The organism is uncultured Campylobacter sp. (genome assembly GCF_938045625.1).
In the GTDB taxonomy this organism is placed as follows: domain Bacteria; phylum Campylobacterota; class Campylobacteria; order Campylobacterales; family Campylobacteraceae; genus Campylobacter_A.
This window is the reverse complement of record NZ_CALIAV010000018.1, coordinates 23,575-40,700: the sequence shown is the minus strand read 5'-3', so window position 1 is coordinate 40,700 and position 17,126 is coordinate 23,575. Positions and strand designations below refer to the sequence as shown.

Sequence of the window (17,126 nt, the reverse complement as noted above, 5' to 3'; positions counted from 1 at the left end):
TTTCTTCCAAAGTTCTTTCAAGTTCATATGAATAATCAAAATGATTTTCAATTGATCCCTTATTTCTTCCAGTAATAATTAGAATTTCTTCAATTCCAGCCTCCAAAAGTTCCTCCACAAGATACTGTAATGCTGGTTTATCGACAATTACAAGCATTTCCTTAGGCTGTGCTTTTGTCGCAGGCAAAACTCTTGTTCCAAGTCCTGCTGCTGGTATAACGGCTTTTCTTATTTTTTTTATGCTCATAATTTACCTCCTGTTTTATTCATATATCAAATTTTAAATCTATCTTAAAATTTAAAAACTAAAATACAAAGTAAACAATATCCAACATAGGCCAAAACTTTAAATTTAAATAATAAAAGCTGTGCTAAAATCATTTCTTTAAAAATTTGAAAGCTATGGGCTCGTCAAATTTGCGTTAATCGTGATAAAAAGGAATAAATTTGAAAGAAATTTTAATTACAAACGACGACGGATTCGAGGCTAGCGGCCTGCACGCTTTAGCTAGCGCACTGAGGGAGCTACCCGATACGCGCGTTACGATCGTAGCGCCGAGTACCGAAAAATCAGCCTGCGCGCACTCTCTTACGCTCACTAGACCTCTTCGCTTTATCAAGCTTGACGACGATTTTTACAAACTTGACGACGCTACACCCGCAGACTGCGTCTATCTCGCGCTTCATGCGCTTTACAAAAAACTACCCGACCTCGTAATCAGCGGTATAAACCACGGCGCAAACGTGGGCGAGGACATCACCTATTCGGGTACGTGCGGAGCGGCTATGGAGGGCGTTTTGCAGGGCGTGCCAAGTATCGCGTTTTCGCAGTTTTACAAAAACGACAGCATCGAAAAACTAGGTTTTTCGCTCGCGCAGCAAGCCGTCAAATTTATCGTTCCGCGCGTACTAGAGGGCGAAATATCCCTACCGCCGCGCCAATTTTTAAACGTAAATATCCCAGCCGTCTCCGCCCGCGAATTTAGAGGCTACCGCATAGTTCCCGCAGGCAGACGCAGCTACGCCACGCACGCGATGCTACACCGCAACCCGCGCGGCGTCGAGTACTACTGGCTCGGACAGCCGTCAAATTTAGACTACGAGCAAAACGGCGAGTCCGATATCAGCGTGCTTAGCGAGAGTTTCGCCTCGCTCACTCCGATCATGCTCGATATGACCGCACACGCGAGCTTGCAGGGCCTAAAAACCGCGCTAAAGGATCAAATTTGAGCGAGGTGATTTTGGATCAGAACGACCGATTTACGAGGTCTCGCTGGCTGTTTGGCGATGATTTTAAAAAGCTTCAAAACGCAAACGTCCTAATCTGCGGCGTGGGCGGCGTGGGCGGAGTCTGTGCGGATGCGCTAGCTCGCGCGGGTGTGGGTAAAATCACCGTCATCGACAAAGATATTTTTGATATAACCAATCAAAACCGTCAAATTTACAGCGAGGCGGTCGGCGCCGTCAAGGTCGGCGAATTTGCCAAAAGATACGAGTGCGTAACGGCGCTGCAAGAACTTATGACACCGGAATTTATTGCAAATTTTGATTTCTCGCCCTTTGATCTCGTGATCGACGCTATCGACGACGTACCCGCCAAGATCGCGCTCGCGCTAAAAACGCACGAAAAGCTCATCAGCTCGATGGGCGGAGCAAAGCGCATCGATCCTACGCAGATCAAGGTCGCCTCCGTCTGGCAAACCTGCAACGATCCGTTTGCTAAAAAAATACGCACCGAGCTTAAAAAAGCGGGCTTTAAAGGCAAATTTGACGTCGTGTTTTCTACCGAGCTGCCAAGGTGCGTGAAACTGGGCAGCTTCATGGGCGTAACGGCGTGTTTTGGGCTAAATTTAGCGGCTTTAGCGGTGAGAAAAATCATCAGCGATAAATAATTTTAATTAGTCTGGGCGAGTTTAACCGCTCGCTTAAAACAAATTTATGCTATTATACCGCACTTAAATTAAGGAAAAAAATGAAAACATGCGTCATCCTTGCCGGCGGCAAAAGCTCGCGAATGGGCCGCGACAAAACGCTGCTACCTTTTGGCGGATTTGCGACGCTCACGCACTACGGAGCGCATAAATTCGGGCGGATTTTCGAGCGCGTATTTGTTAGCTCTAAATTTGACAAATTCGACCCGCCCCTGCCACTCATCAAAGACGCCGACGCAGAGGAGATCTCTCGGTCAAATTTGAACGTAGCAAGTGATAAAAACACCCCGACAAACTCAGCTCAAATTTCTGCGCAAGATACGTCAAATTTGAGCCCGTACGCCTTTTCTCCGATGCTAGCTCTTTACAGTATCCTTAGAAATTTCCCAAACGAAAGCGTCTTTATCGTTCCCGCCGATATGCCGTTTGTTAGCGAAAATTGCGTGCGCGAGCTATATAAATTTGTGGGCAAATACGACATGGTCATCGCCGCAGACGAGTCGCATACGCACTCGCTTTGCGGGTTTTTTAGCGGGGATTTAGCGGACGCGGCGGGCGAGCTTTTTGCCGCGGGCGAGCACAAGATCGGGCTTTTGCGCGACCGTTGCCGTTGCAAGATCGTAAAATTCGCGCGCGAAGACGAGTTTTTTAACATCAACTACCAAGCAGATTACGAACAAGCTTTAAAAGAAGGAAAAATATGAAAAAAATTATCGTTTTACTGGCGATTTTGTTAAATTTCGCAGCAGCCGGCGAGTCTGCAACGGCGAAGCAAAATTTAATCGGCCAGTCCGAAAATGCGGCTGAAAATTTAACCGAGCCGACTACCAAAGACGAAGCCAAGCGCCTCTACGAAGCTGCCGCAAAGCTCGAGTACGAAGGCGACAAAACAAGAGCCCTTCAGCTTTATAAACTAGCGGCTAAAAAGGCGATATTTACGGACGAGGACGGCGAAACTGCCGCCATGGAGCGCTCCGTGATCGCGCCGTCAGATAGCGTAGCGGACGCGCCGGTGGAGGAGCAAAAGATTACCTCTAAAGAGCGCCCGAAAGCGAAATTTGAAAGCGGCGAGGCATACGACGTGGATGAAATTTTAGGCTTAAAAATGCACCACCTAAACTACCTCCTGCCGGCAACCTACGCATTTAACGACGTTGAAGGCAGGCGCAGATTTGAGACCGCTTTTCAAATCAGCCTGCAAAAGCCGCTGTTTTACGACGTATTTGATATGAACGAAACGATCTCGGCGGGCTACTCGCAAAGCTCGTGGTGGCAGACGGCCAAGAGCTCTACACCGTTTCGCGAGACCAACTATCGCCCCGAGATTTTCATAACCGTTCCGATGAGATTTGAGGCGCTGCCGAGTCTTGATTACCTACGCGCGGGACTTTTGCACGAGAGTAACGGCCAGGGCGGCGAGAAATCGCGCTCGTGGAACCGCGTCTATCTCGAGGCCAAACTTTACGCCGGTAGTCTAGTCGTGATCCCGCGAGCGTGGGCGCGCATACCGGAAAGCAAAGGCAGCGACGATAATCCCGACATCGAAAAATACATCGGCAATATGGATATAAATTTCGCTCTGCCTTACCGCGGCCACATCTTTACGGCGATGGTGCGAAACAACCTGCATTTTGATAAAACCAACCGCGGCGCGGGCGAGCTTGGGTGGCTCTTTCCGTTTGGCAAGAGCGGCGTTTACGGCTACGTGAAGTACTTCACTGGATACGGCGAGAGCCTCATCGACTATAACCGCCACACCGATAAGGTCGGCATCGGCTTTGCGATTTTAAAGTAAAAGGCTAGCGCGCTCAAGCGGCGCAGGCAAGGTAAAAATCACGGCAAGCGACCAAAAGCGATAAGTCAAATTTGGCCGAGTTGATGAGCCAGGCAAATTTGACGAGCAGGCGCTTGTTTGCAAAATATACGCATAATAAAGCAAGAAGCAAATTTGCGAATTTTAGCCGCGGCGCGATCCTTTAAATTTGCGCCAAAATCGCAGTCAAAAATCGCCGCCGCAATGCAAGCTCGAAATTCGTCAAATTTAGGGAGATAGATGAAAAATTTATTAAGGCTTTTTATCGTTTTAACCTGCGCGACCTCGCTACAAGCAGGCAGCAAATACGCGCCCGAGCAACAAAACAACGAGCTAATCGCAACTTATGAGATATTTTTTAAGTACAACCTGCGCAACGGCGAAAAGGACGCAAGCGGCAAAATACACAACAGACTCTACATCACCTGGCTAGATGCGAGCGGCGCGCAGTTAAATCGCTACGTCATCGACGAAGCGGACGAGAAGTACAAGCGCAAGATCTCGGACGACCCATCCACAAAGCTAAAAATCTCGTTCGCCGTCCGCAAAAACGAGCGCTGGGTGCTACTTGAAGTGTACTCAAAAGAGCACCGAGACGCGCCTGCGTTCACGGCCGAGAGATGCCTGTGTGGCGGACTAGAAAAGGAGCTACTAGAACTTTTTGACGCGGGCGAAGTGCTAAAACTGCACCGAAAAACCAAGCGTTTTGATGCAAATTTAGGCTTTTTCGTCGAAAACAACATAGCCGAATACCGCAGAGACGGCAAGCCATCGTATAAGGAATTTACCAGAGTCCAAACGAGTAAAAAGGAAACGACTTTTGAAAAATACGACGAGGGCGGGCGCCTGCACAGTCGCGCATACCAGATAGGCGGCGAGTCTGCGTATTTTGAGTTTTTCTACCCGAGCGGCAAACTAAAAAGCGTGATAGACCAGCGCCAAACGATCGGCAAGCCGCTTAGCGAAGCGATTAAAATACAAAAAGAATTTAACGAAAAAGGCGAGCTCGTAAAAGAGGTCGTAACCGACGCAAAAGCGGGCGCGGCGACTACGAAATTTTACGGCGAAAACGGCGAAATCATAAAAACCGAAACAAAAAATCTCAGATAAACTAAGAGCGGAGAAAAATATGTTTTTAAAGCTAGACGAGATCGCTCGCGAGCTAGACGAGATATGCCTGCCTCTGGAGCAAGAGGGCATAACGGGCATGAGGCTACTAGCACAAAGCGATGCCGACGCGTCCACGCGGGCGCTAGAAAATGCGCAAGAGGCTCTAGGCGTCAAATTTCCGCTTGCGCTTTCGCGGCTAGTTTGCAAATTTGACTTTGGCGAATTTGAAGTTTGCAACGTATGCTTTGGCGGCGGCGGCGACTACGCTAGCGAGCTAGTGCGCCTAAACAGCACCGACGAATACGGCGGCAAATGGTGGCACGGCGATACGCGTCCTACAAATTTGATAGTTTTTGCCGTGGGCGATCCGTGGATTTTTTTGCTTGATTGCGCGGACGGCGCGATTTATGCGTGGCTGCTCGGAGACAAAGAGCTTTGCAGTAGGCGCGTTGCGAGCGATTTTGAGAGATTTTTTAGAGCGCTTGGAAGCATCGATATCACACGACTAAGCAAAAAGGCCGTACCGAGCACGGAAGAAATAGCTAAATTCGTCCAGGCCGGCGATGATAATGCAATTGAGTTTTGGCGAGAAATGGCTGGAATTTGATAAATTTATGCTGGAAAGCTAGGCCTTTGCGCTAGCTTTTGCGGTAAATTTGCCTGATTTCAAAACTCTAAATTTGGCGACAACTACCGTCAAATTTTAACTCCAAATTTACAAATTTCACTTGCAAACCAGCTCAAATTTATATTATTTTTTGCATTTGGGTGCTAAATTTGAGCTCAAATTTGTCGTAAATTCGGCTCCAAAAATCAACAAAAGGCAAAAAATGATAACCGCAAAGGCTCTTTACGCATCCGCAAGGCTTAGATCGCTACCCCTTAGCGTATCAGGCGTACTGCTTGGCAGCGGTGCGGCATACGGTGTGGGCGTATTTAGAGCGGACATTTTCGCGCTGGCGCTGCTTACGACGCTGCTGTTTCAGGTACTCAGCGACTACGCCAACGACTACGGCGACGCGGTAAAGGGCACCGACGACGAGGGCAGGCTGGGGCCGCGCCGCGCGATCCAAACGGGGCAGATGAGCATGGCAGAGATGAAACGCGTCATCGTCGCTACGGCGCTACTTGCGGCATTTTCGAGCCTCGCGCTAAGCGTTTTGGCGTTTGGCGAGCGTTTTTATCTCGTGATTCTATTTTTGGCGCTAGGCGGCGCGTCGATATACGCTGCGATCCGCTACACCGTGGGCGCCGGCGCATACGGATATAAGGGGCTTGGCGACGTTTTCGTGTTTTTGTTTTTTGGACTTTTGAGCGTGCTAGGTTCGTACTTTTTATACGCGCGTTCGCTCGATGCGGCGCTACTGCTGCCTGCGTGCGCGTGCGGGATGCTAAGCACGGCGGTGCTAAATTTAAATAATATGCGCGATGTGCAAAACGACGCGCTCAAAGGCAAGCGCACGATCCCCGTGCGTATCGGGCTGCGCGCAGCCAAGCTCTACCACTACGCTCTTATCGCCGGCGGAGCAGGATCGATGCTTTGCTACTCGCTTTTGCGCGGAGACTCAGGCGTAAAACTACTCTACATAACTAGCTTTGTGCCGCTTATTTGGCATCTCTTTTTTGTTTCGAAAGTGCGGGAGTGTCGCGACTTCGACGGACAGCTAAAGGTCGTCGCGCTCTGCACGTTTACGATGTCGGCGCTGTTTTTTATCGGGGAAATTTGGGGTTAAATTTAGCCTGATTATTGTTCCGTGCTATTGCTGGCGACAAAAAGTAATTCAAATTTTTCTCAAAATATTGCGAAAAAGTTATATATTTACTTTTTTAAAATACACTTTCAAACCTAAATCACAAGGAGAAAAAATGAAAAAACTCATCAAATTTTCGCTAGCGGTAGCCCTAGCAGCGAGCTTCGCAAACGCCACAGTCTACGAGATCGACCCGGCACACAGCAACATCGGCTTTAAGATCAAACACCTAAGCATCTCAAAAGTCAGCGGAAATTTCGGCAAATTTGACGCCGTGATCGACTACGACAAGGACGCCAAGGAGCTAAAAGCACTAGAGGCTACCATCGAAACCGCCTCGGTAAATACGCAAAACGACAAGCGCGACGAACACCTGCGAAGCGCGGATTTTTTCAACGCGGCTAAATTTGACAAAATCACCTACAAAATGGTCAAATTTGAGAAAGAAAGCGACACCGAAGGCAAGGTCGTAGGCACGCTCACGATGCACGGCGTCACTAAGCCCGTGGTGCTAAAATTCGAGCTTGGCGGCTTTACGGCGGATAAAAACGGCAAGGAAAAAATCGGCTTTAGCCTAGAGGGCGAGACCAAACGCAAGCTCTTTGAGATCGGGCTAGATACCTCCGAGATCACGCTATCGGACAAAGTAGAGCTAGAGATCGAGATCGAAGCGAAGGAAAAATAAGTCTGGTTAAAGCCCGTTTTTTCAGGCTTTGTCTTGTTTTTGAGTTCTAAGTTTTTGCAAATTTGATAACCCGTACGGCACAAAAACCTGAACGGCAAAAACTAGAACTAAAATTTGACGCGTCAAAGCGCGATGTCAAATTTGAAAAACTAGCGAAACAGCCACGCCAAAAGGCGAATTTATAGCAAAAAACATCCGCTCGGACTTGCACATCACACCGAGCGATCAAGCACGACCAAGCCGGCAAACCGATAAATTCGCCGGCCCCGTCGCCGTAATAAAGCGTAAATTTACCCCTTACGCCCTAGCAAATATAGCCTCAAAGCCTGCTCTGCCGTCATTTTGAGATTGCGTGTAGCGGTTTGCTTATCCATCGCCTCCTCTAGACTCACAGGCTCGTTTAATACGCTAAAAAACGCATCGATGCCGTTTTCGTTACAGCCGCCGGCGCACGGCGACACGCTACCGGCTAGCGCGATGACGGGTTTGCCGTATTTTTTGGCGATCTTCGCCACTCCGGTTGGTGTCTTGCCCATCGAGCTTTGAAAGTCCAGTCGTCCCTCGCCGGTGATGACTAGATCGGCGTTTTTCACGTCCTCTTCGAGGCGGATTTCCTCCATGATGATGTCGATGCCGGGCTTTAGTTTGGCGTTTAGGTAGCTCACAAACCCGTACCCTAGCCCGCCTGCCGCGCCCGCGCCCTTGAAGTTCCAAAATTCGCTCGAAAAGTGCTCGCTCGTCGCGCTCGCAAAGCTTATAAGCCCAGCATCCAGATCCTTTACCATCTGCTCGTCCGCACCCTTTTGCGGACCGTAGACGTAGGCCGCGCCGTTTTTGCCAAACAGAGGATTATCCACGTCGCAAGCCACTAGAAATTCGCACTCTTGTAGCTCGGGTACTACGTTTTTGTTTGAAATTTTGGTGATTTTTATGAGGTTTTCGCCTTTGCCCTCGAGCAGCTCGCCGTTTTCGTCAAAAAACTCGTATCCTAGCGCGCTTAGCATGCCAGTACCCGCGTCGTTCGTCGCGCTGCCGCCGATACCGACGATAAATTTACGCGCGCCCTTGCTAATAGCATGCAAAATCATCTGCCCAAAGCCGTAGGTGCTCGTTTTCATCGGGTTTCGGCGCTCTTTTTCCACCAGCATGAGTCCGCTAGAAGACGCCATCTCGAGGATGCCCAGCTCGCCTGCTAGCGCGTATCTGGCGGGGATCTTTTCGCCGAGAGGATTTTGCACGATGACGTCGATAAACTCGCCCTCTAGCGCATCTGCTAGCGCCACCACGCTACCTTCGCCGCCGTCTGCGATAGGTTTAACCACCACTTCCTCGGTCTCGCCGGCCAAGGCTTCTATACCCTCTTTTACGGCGTTGCCGGCTTCAAGCGAGCTCAAAGAGCCCTTAAAAGAGTCGATTGCTATTAGTATTTTCATCTGTTTTCCTTTTTCTGTTAGCGGCTCGTCTTTTGAGCACTTTTTCAGTTGCGCTTCGCTCACTGCTTTGCAAGAAGCGGAGCTGGCTAAAATTTAGCTCGGCGGACTGTTTTTGCTTCGTTTCACTCGCAACTGCAAGCAGAAGTCCAGCCTACGCTAAATTTTACCTGCGCAATCCCAAAAATCATCTCAAAATACTTCGCCTTAAATTCTACGATCTGATTTTATCAAATTTAGTTTTAAATCGCGACGCTTATAAATGCCAAATTTGATCCCTAGCCCGCAATGCTTTGTTCGAAGAGCAAAGCCATGTCGCCACATCTCACGCGCAGTGGGGTTAGAGAGGGCTTCTGCGTCGCTGCGCTAGCAGCTGCAAGCAGACGGGAGAGGGTCTGCCTTTAGCAGTTGCTAGTGCGTAGTACGACGCAAAGGAAGGCGACGCTCTACTTAGCTTCACTACGTTCGCTACCGTCGCCCTATGGGCTTGAGACCGCTTTGCTCGTAACTGCAAGCAGACCGTAATTCAAGCCCCTTCCCCCTTAACAAGAAAGATTAAATTTAATGCGCAATGCTAAATTTAACCAAATCAAATTTGGCATTTTCAAGATGCGGGTCTGGGCGGACAAATTTGAAAATTTACCGCTCTTACCGTAAAGAGTGCAGCCTGGTTGCGCCAAAACCGCACTCAAATTTGTCCTCAAATTTAAAGCAAAATCAGCGACGCAACCCAAACCGTCGCCATACCGACGATACCCATTATAAAAGTAAGCATCGTCTGGGTCTTGTAGCCCTGCTCCGGCGACATCTTGCTAAAGTTCGTAACGACCCAAAAATAGCTATCGTTAGCATGCGAAACCGTCATCGCGCCCGCAGCGATCGCCATCACCGTTAGCACCGCGCCCATCTCGCTCGTGAGTCCTAGCGCGCTCATCATCGAGCCGCTATCGGTGAAAAGCCCCATGATAGAGGCCGTCGTCGTAAGCGCCACGGTCGAGCTACCCTGAGCGGTCTTGATGATAGCCGAGATAACAAACGGGAAAAATATGCCCACAGTGCCGATGAGGTGGGCGTTTGCCTTCATAAACTCGACAAATCCGGCCTTAGCGATGACGTTGCCTAGCACGCCGCCCGCAGCCGTGATAAAGAGGATCGGTCCGACGATCTTTAGCGTTTCGTTGGTCATGAGGTTAAATTCACCAAGCTTGCCCGTTTTAGCCAGCAAGATAACGGCAAATAGTACGCCTACGCCAAGCGCGATGATCGGGTTGCCTAAAAACAAAACAAAATTTGCAAACGAGCCTTTTAGCTTTAGTATCGAGACGACCGAACCCAGCGCCATCAGCAAAATCGGCATAAAAATCGGCGCCAAGCTCAAAAACGCGCAAGGCAGCTTGCCGTGCTCTTTGATGATCTCGTCGTAGCTCTTGCCAACTTCGGCTAGATCCTCTTTTAGGCTCACTTTTGCGCCGATAGTTTTAGCAAAAAGATAGCCCGCGATGAGAACCGGTATCGAAACGACAGCACCCACGGCGATAACTAGCAGCAGGTTGTGCCCTACGCCCACGAGTCCTGCGGCTGCTATCGGGCCCGGAGTCGGCGGTATAAATACGTGCGATGTGTATAGGCCGCACGAGAGCGCAACGGCCATAGCTACGGGGTTGGCGCCGATTTTTTCCTTTATCGCGCGGCGGATCGGATCGAGTACAACAAAGCCGCTATCGCAAAAGACCGGGATACCTACGATCCAGCCCATGATGAGCATGGCTAGCTCGGGGCGCTTGTCGCCTACGCAGCGCACGACCATGTCGGCTAGCTTTAGCGCCGCGCCCGTCTTTTCCAGCGCCATACCGATGAGCGCGCCCAGGATGATGACGATGCCTATGCTTTTAAATATCCCGCTAAATCCCTCTCCGATGATCGCGGGAACCTTGACCAGGTCGATGCCCGCGACGACGGCTAGAGCTAGCGAAACGAGCATGATCGCTATAAAGGGGTGAACCCCGAACTTAGAAATCAGCACGATCATAACGACGACCGCGATGACGAAGCAGATGATGAGAGCAATACCGCTCATAACAGCTCCTTTCGGATAAAATTTTTGCCTAGCGCAATATTACCGAAATTTGTTTTTAAAATATCTAAATTAGATTTGAAATTTTAGTTTCATTTTATAAAATGAGTGAATTTGACGGCCGATTACTTTTGCGGTAAATGTACAGGCAGCTTTGGCGCGGTTAAATTTTGTTTTGAATTTAGGTTCGAATTTGGAGCAAATTTATCACAAAAAATAACTTGCGAGGTTAAATTTGCGATACTATAATTCGTAAAACAAGCGTCAAATTTGACTACTAGCGCTTGCCGAAGCTCAAATTTACTCCGCCTTAAGCCTTACGGCATTATCATTTTATCAATGATTTGCAAAAGATGCAAAGCGGTTAAATTTAAAACAGTTGCGGGTTTTATTGACCCACATATTTTAGGCACGAGGCAAAACGTACCGTCTCTGTTTTGCCGACAACTAAAAAGGATACGCTATGGGTATGATAATCTTACTTTTTTACGTTATTCCATATTTGGCAATTAGCACTGTAGTTATGGTCATCACCGTAAAATACGCTAATAAAATTTGGATCAGAGGCATAGTAGCGGCCGTGCTATTTCTAATCCCCACTTACGATATCATTATCACCAACATACTCGGGGCGTATTACTGCGCTACCGCTCCAAAGGCCTTTATAAAAGAAACGGTAGAGTATCCGCAGAGTATTTATTTTGAGGATAATGTTTTTAACGGATTTAACGAGTAAAATATAGAATATATGATGAATAACTACCTTGACGGCATTCATCTAAAAACTTTGGCTTTAAATTTACCCGACGGAAACGTAGCTGTATATCATTACGAGAAAAATCAAGATGAATACGACAAAATAGTAAAAGAGGTCAAGCAAGAGCTAGGAGATAAGACGTCGCACTATGATGATATCAGAGCTAGAATCATAAAAATAATCGACTCAAATAAAATCATAACTACGAAAGATAAGATGCCTAAGATGAACTATACCGTCCTATATGATAAGGTAAATTTAAATCGGTTCGCTTCTAAATACTTTCACTCCGACACAATGAGAATCATAAACAATAAAACAAATGAAACTATTGCTTTTCAGCAGAGATATTTTATGCTAAAAAGAATGCTAGATATTGACGCGTCAGGTACTTTTACCGGTCGTTTTATATGTAAAGAAAAAATTATTGCAATAGTATCAAGAACTTTTCCTAAAATGTATCTAATTGAAAGATACACTTTGCCTAATTTTGATAGAAGATTTGTAGATCACTTTAAAGGAGAGTAGTATGAGAGCAGAAGAGAAAATATTACGCTCGCCACAAAAGACTCAAGAAGCGCCACAAACAGACTATTAAAATTAACATCCGACTCTCGACTCGAAATTTATTTGGCAAAGCCGAGTCGATAAATTTAATTGACAAATTTAGCAAACAGTCCGTACTTATCCGCCAAAAGATAAAGCCCTAAAAATAGCGCGGCGTATAAAACGGTTTTAAATATTTTTAGCAAGGCGTGCAAATTTGATCCTTTTTGCTTCGTTAAATTTGCAAAATATTAGCCAAAGGGCGGTTAAATTTGAGTGAAATTTGGACGGAAATTTGGAAATGCGTGGAAAATAAATCAAGGCAAATTTGACTAAATTTGAAAGGATAAGGCAAAACTCGGTAAATTTGGGAAAATTTGAAGTATAAAGAAAAAATTTAGCCGAAAAGCTCGGCTAAATTTGAGAAATCTTAGTGTAGGCTCTCGATGTAGCTAAGCGCGGTAAGGGCCGCTACCGCGCCATCTCCTGCGGCCACGATGACTTGTTTTGGCGCGTCTTTTCTGATGTCGCCCGCGGCAAATAACCCCGGCACGCTAGTTTGCATCTTTAGATCGACGCTCACTTGGCCGCCATCCTCGGTCTGGCATACGAATTCGCCGTTTTCTTGGCGGAGGACGTCGTTGTTTACGTTAAGTCCGACGAATACGAAAACGCCCGGCACTTTTAGGTCGCGCTCGCCCTCTTTCGTGTTTATGATTAGACCGGCAAGTCCTGCTTTGTCGCCATAAGCTTGCTTGATCGTAGCGCTCGTGATGAACTCGATTTTGGCGTTAGCGCGGGCCTTTTCTAGCGTGACGGGAGCGGCGCGAAACTCATCTCTGCGGTGGATGATGTAGACGCGCGAGCAGATGTTGGCTAGATATAGGGCCTCCTCGATCGCCGTGTCGCCGCCGCCTAAAACCGCGACCTCTTTGTTTTTATAGAAAAATCCGTCGCAAGTCGCGCACGTGCTCACGCCTCTGCCGAAAAATTCGTCCTCGCCCGCAAAGCCTGCGCGGCGCGGAGTGGAGCCGGTGGCTACGATGACTGCTTTGGCCTGCTCTTCTTTGCCGCCTTCAAGCTTGACCGTAAAGCTGCCGTCGGCGTTTTTTACCACGCGCTCGACGCCCGCCATCTCGTGCTTTAGTCCAAAATGTGTGCACTGTGCGACCCACGTGCTCATGAAGTCTATGCCGCTCTCGCCAGGAGCTTTTTGGCCGGGATAGTTTTCTATCTCAGAGCTGCTCGTGATCTGGCCGCCTGGCATACCTTTTTCAAACATTACGACGTTTTTTAGTCCGCCGCGAGTGGCGTAAAGTCCCGCGCTAAGTCCTGCAGGACCGCCTCCGATGATTGCTAAATCTAACATATTTTTTCCTTTAAATTTTATTTATTTTTGAATCTTGTTTATAAATGCCGCCCTTTTGCGCCTTTAGCTCCACGCTGGCGGGCAAAGACGTGATATTTAGGACGTGCATCAGCTTTAAAATCGTATTTATATCCGAAGCGACGAAATTTATATTTTCCTCGCTTGGCGCGCGTTTTTGGAGTAAATCCACGGCGACGATTTTTAAATCCTTGCTTGAAGTTTTTAAAATTTCCTTCCAATCTGATTGGTTGGAGCTAAAAACCACGAGTAAAAATTTATCGTCCTGCGGCACGAAAATTTGAGCCTGCTCATAAAAAACCAGTTCGTTAAAATTTACGAATTTATACTGCGAAAATCTGTAATTATTGTAGGCAAATACGCCTGCTACCAGCGCTGCGCCGATAAAAGACGCAAAAACGGAGGTGAGAGGAAGCAGGCTTCCTCCTCGTCTAAAAACCATTAAAGAAGCGAATTTATCTTATCGGCGATGGCTTGTTTTGATTGCGCGCCGACCATTTGCTCTACGACTTCGCCATTTTTGAAAAATAGAAGCGTAGGGATCGAGCGGATGCCAAATTCTACGGCAAGGTCTTGCACCTCGTCGGTGTTTACTTTGCAAATTTTAGCTTTGCCCTCAAACTCCTCAGCTAGCTCGTCGATGACCGGAGCAAGCATACGGCAAGGTCCGCACCAAGGCGCCCAAAAATCTACTAGCGCAACGCCCTCTTTAGCGACATCGAAATTCGCAGTCGTTAGTTCTATGTATTTTCCCATTTTATTCTCCTTTTTAAAGATATTCGTAATTATACACGAAAGTATTTAAATTTTAGCTAAATAAGAATTTTTACAAACTAATATTTTCTATCCACTTTATCTCGCTCTTTTTTATCGCGATCAAATCGACCTGAAAATCGGCGTTAGCGCCGTCTTGTAGCAGATAAAAATCGATAGTTTTTAAAATTTTATTAAATTTAGCGGGCGTGAGGCGATACTCTGCCTCGTAGTCGCCCTGCGTAGCTTTGATTTCAACGAAGTGCAAGATGCCGTCTTTTTTAGCGATAACGTCGATCTCGCCAAATTTGGAGCTAAAATTTCTAGCGAGGATCTCGCAGCCGTTTTTTAGCAAAAACTCGCAAGCCAGATCCTCGGAGCTTTTGCCGAAAAGATACGCCTTAAGCCCCAAATTTTACTCTTCTATCCTCATCATAAAAGGCTTTTCTTTTACAAACTCTTGCTCTTGCAAAATTTCCATAGTGCGTCTGACGTCTTTTTCTACGCTCGTGTGAGTCGTGAAAAATAGCGTCGCATATGGACTTTCGTCCTTTGGTTTTTGTAGCAGGCTGTCGATAGAGAGGTTGTTTTCGCTCATTAAATTCGTGATTTTAGCCAGCACGCCGACTTTGTCCTCGACCCTGAGCCTAAAATAATATTTCGTGCGAATTTCGCTCGGATCTAGGAGCTCAAGCGCGTTTAGCTCAAACGGCGCCTTGTAGCCTAGCATTGGGGATTTGCCGTCTCTGGCGATATCGATGAGATCACTAATGACCGAGCTCGCCGTCGCAGGACCACCCGCGCCCGGACCGTAAAACATCGTCTCTCCGACAGCGTCGCCCACTACGCTCACGGCATTTGTCACGCCGTCTGTTTTAGCTATCATTTTATCTTTTGGTACGAGTGCTGGGTGTACGCGCAACTCGACCTTCTCGCCCGTTTTTTTGGCGATGGCGAGTAGTTTGATGACGTACTCGAAATCGTTAGCGAAAAATATATCCTCGGGCGTGATGCCTTCAATGCCCTCTATCAGGATATCCTCCGGGTTGCCGTGTACGCCGTATGCGATGCTGGCTAGTATCAGTAGCTTGTGCGCCGCGTCAAATCCGCCTACGTCAAAGGTCGGATCGGCTTCGGCGTAGCCTAGCTCCTGGGCTTTTTTTAGCGCATCGGCGAAATTTGAGCCCTTGCTCATCATTGAGGTTAGGATGTAGTTGCTCGTGCCGTTTAAAATCCCGTTGATGCTTAGGATGTGGTTGGCGCTAAGGCCCTCGCGAAGGGCTCTGATGATAGGTATGCCACCCGCGACGCTAGCCTCGAAGCCAAACGGCGTGTTTTGCGCTAAATTTTGCAAGGCGTAGCGGTGATAGGCGAGTAGCGCCTTGTTTGCCGTTACGACTGCTTTTTTGCGCTCTAAAATTTGACTAACGACCCTAAACGGCTCCTCAACGCCGCCCATAAGCTCGACGAAAACATCGATATCGTCGCGTTTTATGACGCTATCGATGTCGTCCGTGAGCGGGATGGCGACATCTCTTTTTTTGCTTAAATTTCTAACGACACCTATAACCGGGACTATTTCCTCGCCGCATCTTGCCGCGATCAGTTTTTTGTTTTGGAGTAAAATTTTAGCTACGGCTTCGCCGACGGTGCCGACGCCTAAAATGGCTATATTCATACAAATTCTTTCAGATATTTTTTGATATTTCGCGCTGCTTGGCGGATGCGGTTTTCGTTCTCGATGAGAGCAAGGCGCACATAATCGTTGCCGCCCTCGCCAAAGCCGATACCCGGGCTCACCGCAACGCTAGCTTTTGTTAAAAGCTGCTTTGAAAACTCGAGACTACCGATGTTTCCCACTTGCGGTGGGATTTTTGCCCAGATGAACATACTTGAGCTTGGTTTATGCATCTCCCAGCCCGCACTAGCAAAGGCTTCTAGCATCACGTCGCGGCGTTTTTCGTAAATTTGACGGATCTCCTCGACGCAGCTTTGATCGCCGTCTAGCGCAATTGTGGCGGAAACTTGGATCGGAGTAAACATGCCGTAGTCTACCCATGATTTTATCTTTTTAAGAGCGGCGCAAAGGCGCTTGTTCCCGCATAAAAATCCGACGCGCCAGCCCGCCATATTGTAGCTTTTTGATAGCGTATAGCACTCGACGGCGACGTCTTTTGCGCCTTCTACCTCAAAGATGCTTGGCGTCTTGTATCCGTCAAACGTGAGGTCGGCGTAGGCGATGTCGGAGATCACGTAAAAGCGCTCTTGTTTGCTCATCGCCACTAGCCGCTCGTAGAAGCTCTTTTGCACGGTTACGGTTGTTGGGTTGTGCGGGAAATTTACGACGACGTATTTAGGTTTCGGCGAGCTTGAGCGGATCGTGTGAAGCAGGTCTTCGAAAAATTTATTTTCGTCAAGTTCAAATTTGTCGTTGTACTTTAGCGGCATCTTCGCCACGCTACCGCCGGCAAATAAAAACGCCTGCGTGTGGATCGGATATGCAGGATCTGGCACTACGGCTACGTCGCCCGGGTTTATCACGGCCTGAGCTAGGTGCACGAAGCCCTCTTTGCTGCCCATAACCGCGACGGCTTCGGTGTCGGGGTCTAAATTTACGCCGTATTTACGCTTGTACCAGTTGCAGATGGCTAGGCGCAGTTTGTAGATACCCGCACTTGCCGAGTAGCCGTGGGTTTTGTCTTTTTGCGCGCTTTCGCAGAGTTTATCGACGATGTGCTGAGGCGTGCGACCCTCCGGGTTTCCCATCGAAAAGTCGATGATATCTTCGCCCGCTCGGCGTGCCGCCATTTTTATCGCGTTCACCTCGGCAAATACGTAGTTTGGAAGTCGTTCTATGGTATTGAATCTAATCTCGTCAAACATAAATTT

19 protein-coding genes are annotated in these 17,126 nt (G+C 48.0%); 10 read left to right on the top strand and 9 right to left on the bottom strand.

Going from position 1 to position 17,126, the window contains the following annotated elements:
• On the bottom strand, positions 1-241 hold a 241-nt coding region (locus Q0386_RS01395; protein ID WP_367272373.1), incomplete at its 3' end, for a sugar phosphate nucleotidyltransferase.
• Positions 242-447: 206 nt separating this feature from the next.
• On the opposite strand from Q0386_RS01395, the gene surE reads away from it, so the two are divergent.
• From surE to Q0386_RS01355, 8 genes are all read left to right on the top strand, one after another.
• Positions 448-1,230: a 5'/3'-nucleotidase SurE gene (gene surE, locus Q0386_RS01390; RefSeq protein ID WP_299026005.1), complete on the top strand. Its 783-nt coding sequence runs from the start codon at positions 448-450 to the stop codon at positions 1,228-1,230.
• Positions 1,227-1,892 carry a tRNA threonylcarbamoyladenosine dehydratase gene (locus tag Q0386_RS01385; protein WP_299026002.1) on the top strand — a complete coding sequence of 222 codons (666 nt, stop codon included), beginning with the start codon at positions 1,227-1,229 and terminating at the stop codon, positions 1,890-1,892. The genes surE and Q0386_RS01385 overlap by 4 nt, the downstream gene beginning before the upstream one ends.
• An 80-nt stretch (positions 1,893-1,972) precedes the next feature.
• Positions 1,973-2,635 (top strand): molybdenum cofactor guanylyltransferase, encoded by a 663-nt coding sequence (locus tag Q0386_RS01380; RefSeq protein WP_299025999.1) that lies wholly within the window; start codon positions 1,973-1,975, stop codon positions 2,633-2,635.
• The gene (locus Q0386_RS01375; RefSeq protein ID WP_299025996.1) at positions 2,632-3,726 is read left to right on the top strand and encodes a phospholipase A; all 1,095 of its coding nucleotides are present in this window, start codon (positions 2,632-2,634) and stop codon (positions 3,724-3,726) included. Before Q0386_RS01380 ends, Q0386_RS01375 begins: the two co-directional genes overlap by 4 nt.
• A 258-nt stretch (positions 3,727-3,984) precedes the next feature.
• Positions 3,985-4,854: a hypothetical protein gene (locus Q0386_RS01370; RefSeq protein WP_299025993.1), complete on the top strand. Its 870-nt coding sequence runs from the start codon at positions 3,985-3,987 to the stop codon at positions 4,852-4,854.
• A 19-nt stretch (positions 4,855-4,873) separates the two neighbouring features.
• A complete protein-coding gene (locus tag Q0386_RS01365; protein ID WP_299025990.1) occupies positions 4,874-5,461 on the top strand; it encodes an SMI1/KNR4 family protein in 588 nt (195 codons plus the stop codon).
• Between the two features lie 223 nt (positions 5,462-5,684).
• Positions 5,685-6,587 (top strand): 1,4-dihydroxy-2-naphthoate octaprenyltransferase, encoded by a 903-nt coding sequence (gene menA / locus Q0386_RS01360; RefSeq protein ID WP_299025987.1) that lies wholly within the window; start codon positions 5,685-5,687, stop codon positions 6,585-6,587.
• 133 nt (positions 6,588-6,720) lie between these two features.
• Positions 6,721-7,290 carry a YceI family protein gene (locus Q0386_RS01355; protein WP_299025984.1) on the top strand — a complete coding sequence of 190 codons (570 nt, stop codon included), beginning with the start codon at positions 6,721-6,723 and terminating at the stop codon, positions 7,288-7,290.
• A 290-nt stretch (positions 7,291-7,580) separates the two neighbouring features.
• Here the strand turns inward: Q0386_RS01355 and Q0386_RS01350 are convergent, their stop codons facing one another.
• Both Q0386_RS01350 and Q0386_RS01345 read right to left on the bottom strand, forming a co-directional pair.
• A complete protein-coding gene (locus Q0386_RS01350; protein WP_299025981.1) occupies positions 7,581-8,723 on the bottom strand; it encodes a glycerate kinase in 1,143 nt (380 codons plus the stop codon).
• A gap of 703 nt (positions 8,724-9,426) precedes the next feature.
• Entirely contained in the window at positions 9,427-10,797 is a 1,371-nt protein-coding gene (locus Q0386_RS01345; RefSeq protein WP_299025978.1) for a GntP family permease, read from the bottom strand.
• A gap of 460 nt (positions 10,798-11,257) precedes the next feature.
• Between Q0386_RS01345 and Q0386_RS01340 the strand changes: the two genes are divergently transcribed.
• Together Q0386_RS01340 and Q0386_RS01335 are read left to right on the top strand one after the other, a co-directional pair.
• On the top strand, positions 11,258-11,530 hold the full coding sequence (locus tag Q0386_RS01340) for a hypothetical protein (RefSeq protein ID WP_299025975.1): 273 nt from the start codon (positions 11,258-11,260) through the stop codon (positions 11,528-11,530).
• A gap of 15 nt (positions 11,531-11,545) precedes the next feature.
• The gene (locus Q0386_RS01335; RefSeq protein ID WP_299025972.1) at positions 11,546-12,079 is read left to right on the top strand and encodes a hypothetical protein; all 534 of its coding nucleotides are present in this window, start codon (positions 11,546-11,548) and stop codon (positions 12,077-12,079) included.
• Positions 12,080-12,527: 448 nt separating this feature from the next.
• Here the strand turns inward: Q0386_RS01335 and Q0386_RS01330 are convergent, their stop codons facing one another.
• The 6 genes from Q0386_RS01330 to Q0386_RS01305 all read right to left on the bottom strand — a co-directional run bounded on the left by Q0386_RS01330 (position 12,528) and on the right by Q0386_RS01305 (position 17,120).
• Positions 12,528-13,466: an FAD-dependent oxidoreductase gene (locus tag Q0386_RS01330; protein WP_299025969.1), complete on the bottom strand. Its 939-nt coding sequence runs from the start codon at positions 13,464-13,466 to the stop codon at positions 12,528-12,530.
• A 10-nt stretch (positions 13,467-13,476) separates the two neighbouring features.
• A complete protein-coding gene (locus Q0386_RS01325; protein WP_298792607.1) occupies positions 13,477-13,926 on the bottom strand; it encodes a hypothetical protein in 450 nt (149 codons plus the stop codon).
• Positions 13,926-14,240 (bottom strand): thioredoxin, encoded by a 315-nt coding sequence (gene trxA, locus Q0386_RS01320; RefSeq protein WP_002952671.1) that lies wholly within the window; start codon positions 14,238-14,240, stop codon positions 13,926-13,928. Before trxA ends, Q0386_RS01325 begins: the two co-directional genes overlap by 1 nt.
• Positions 14,241-14,310: 70 nt before the next feature.
• Positions 14,311-14,649 (bottom strand): YraN family protein, encoded by a 339-nt coding sequence (locus tag Q0386_RS01315; RefSeq protein ID WP_299025964.1) that lies wholly within the window; start codon positions 14,647-14,649, stop codon positions 14,311-14,313.
• 3 nt (positions 14,650-14,652) lie between these two features.
• Positions 14,653-15,915 (bottom strand): homoserine dehydrogenase, encoded by a 1,263-nt coding sequence (locus tag Q0386_RS01310; RefSeq protein ID WP_299025961.1) that lies wholly within the window; start codon positions 15,913-15,915, stop codon positions 14,653-14,655.
• A complete protein-coding gene (locus Q0386_RS01305; protein WP_299025958.1) occupies positions 15,912-17,120 on the bottom strand; it encodes an LL-diaminopimelate aminotransferase in 1,209 nt (402 codons plus the stop codon). Before Q0386_RS01305 ends, Q0386_RS01310 begins: the two co-directional genes overlap by 4 nt.
• Between the last annotated feature and the right edge of the window lie 6 nt (positions 17,121-17,126).

Coding starts and splice junctions, on each gene's coding strand:
- Q0386_RS01330 (WP_299025969.1), bottom strand. CDS start 13,466: ATGTTAGATTTAGCAATCATCGGAGGCGGTCCTGCAGGACTTAGCGCG.
- Q0386_RS01350 (WP_299025981.1), bottom strand. CDS start 8,723: ATGAAAATACTAATAGCAATCGACTCTTTTAAGGGCTCTTTGAGCTCG.
- Q0386_RS01310 (WP_299025961.1), bottom strand. CDS start 15,915: ATGAATATAGCCATTTTAGGCGTCGGCACCGTCGGCGAAGCCGTAGCT.
- menA (WP_299025987.1), top strand. CDS start 5,685: ATGATAACCGCAAAGGCTCTTTACGCATCCGCAAGGCTTAGATCGCTA.
- Q0386_RS01375 (WP_299025996.1), top strand. CDS start 2,632: ATGAAAAAAATTATCGTTTTACTGGCGATTTTGTTAAATTTCGCAGCA.
- Q0386_RS01340 (WP_299025975.1), top strand. CDS start 11,258: ATGGGTATGATAATCTTACTTTTTTACGTTATTCCATATTTGGCAATT.
- Q0386_RS01380 (WP_299025999.1), top strand. CDS start 1,973: ATGAAAACATGCGTCATCCTTGCCGGCGGCAAAAGCTCGCGAATGGGC.
- trxA (WP_002952671.1), bottom strand. CDS start 14,240: ATGGGAAAATACATAGAACTAACGACTGCGAATTTCGATGTCGCTAAA.
- Q0386_RS01355 (WP_299025984.1), top strand. CDS start 6,721: ATGAAAAAACTCATCAAATTTTCGCTAGCGGTAGCCCTAGCAGCGAGC.
- Q0386_RS01305 (WP_299025958.1), bottom strand. CDS start 17,120: ATGTTTGACGAGATTAGATTCAATACCATAGAACGACTTCCAAACTAC.
- Q0386_RS01335 (WP_299025972.1), top strand. CDS start 11,546: ATGAATAACTACCTTGACGGCATTCATCTAAAAACTTTGGCTTTAAAT.
- Q0386_RS01325 (WP_298792607.1), bottom strand. CDS start 13,926: ATGGTTTTTAGACGAGGAGGAAGCCTGCTTCCTCTCACCTCCGTTTTT.
- Q0386_RS01365 (WP_299025990.1), top strand. CDS start 4,874: ATGTTTTTAAAGCTAGACGAGATCGCTCGCGAGCTAGACGAGATATGC.
- Q0386_RS01370 (WP_299025993.1), top strand. CDS start 3,985: ATGAAAAATTTATTAAGGCTTTTTATCGTTTTAACCTGCGCGACCTCG.
- Q0386_RS01345 (WP_299025978.1), bottom strand. CDS start 10,797: ATGAGCGGTATTGCTCTCATCATCTGCTTCGTCATCGCGGTCGTCGTT.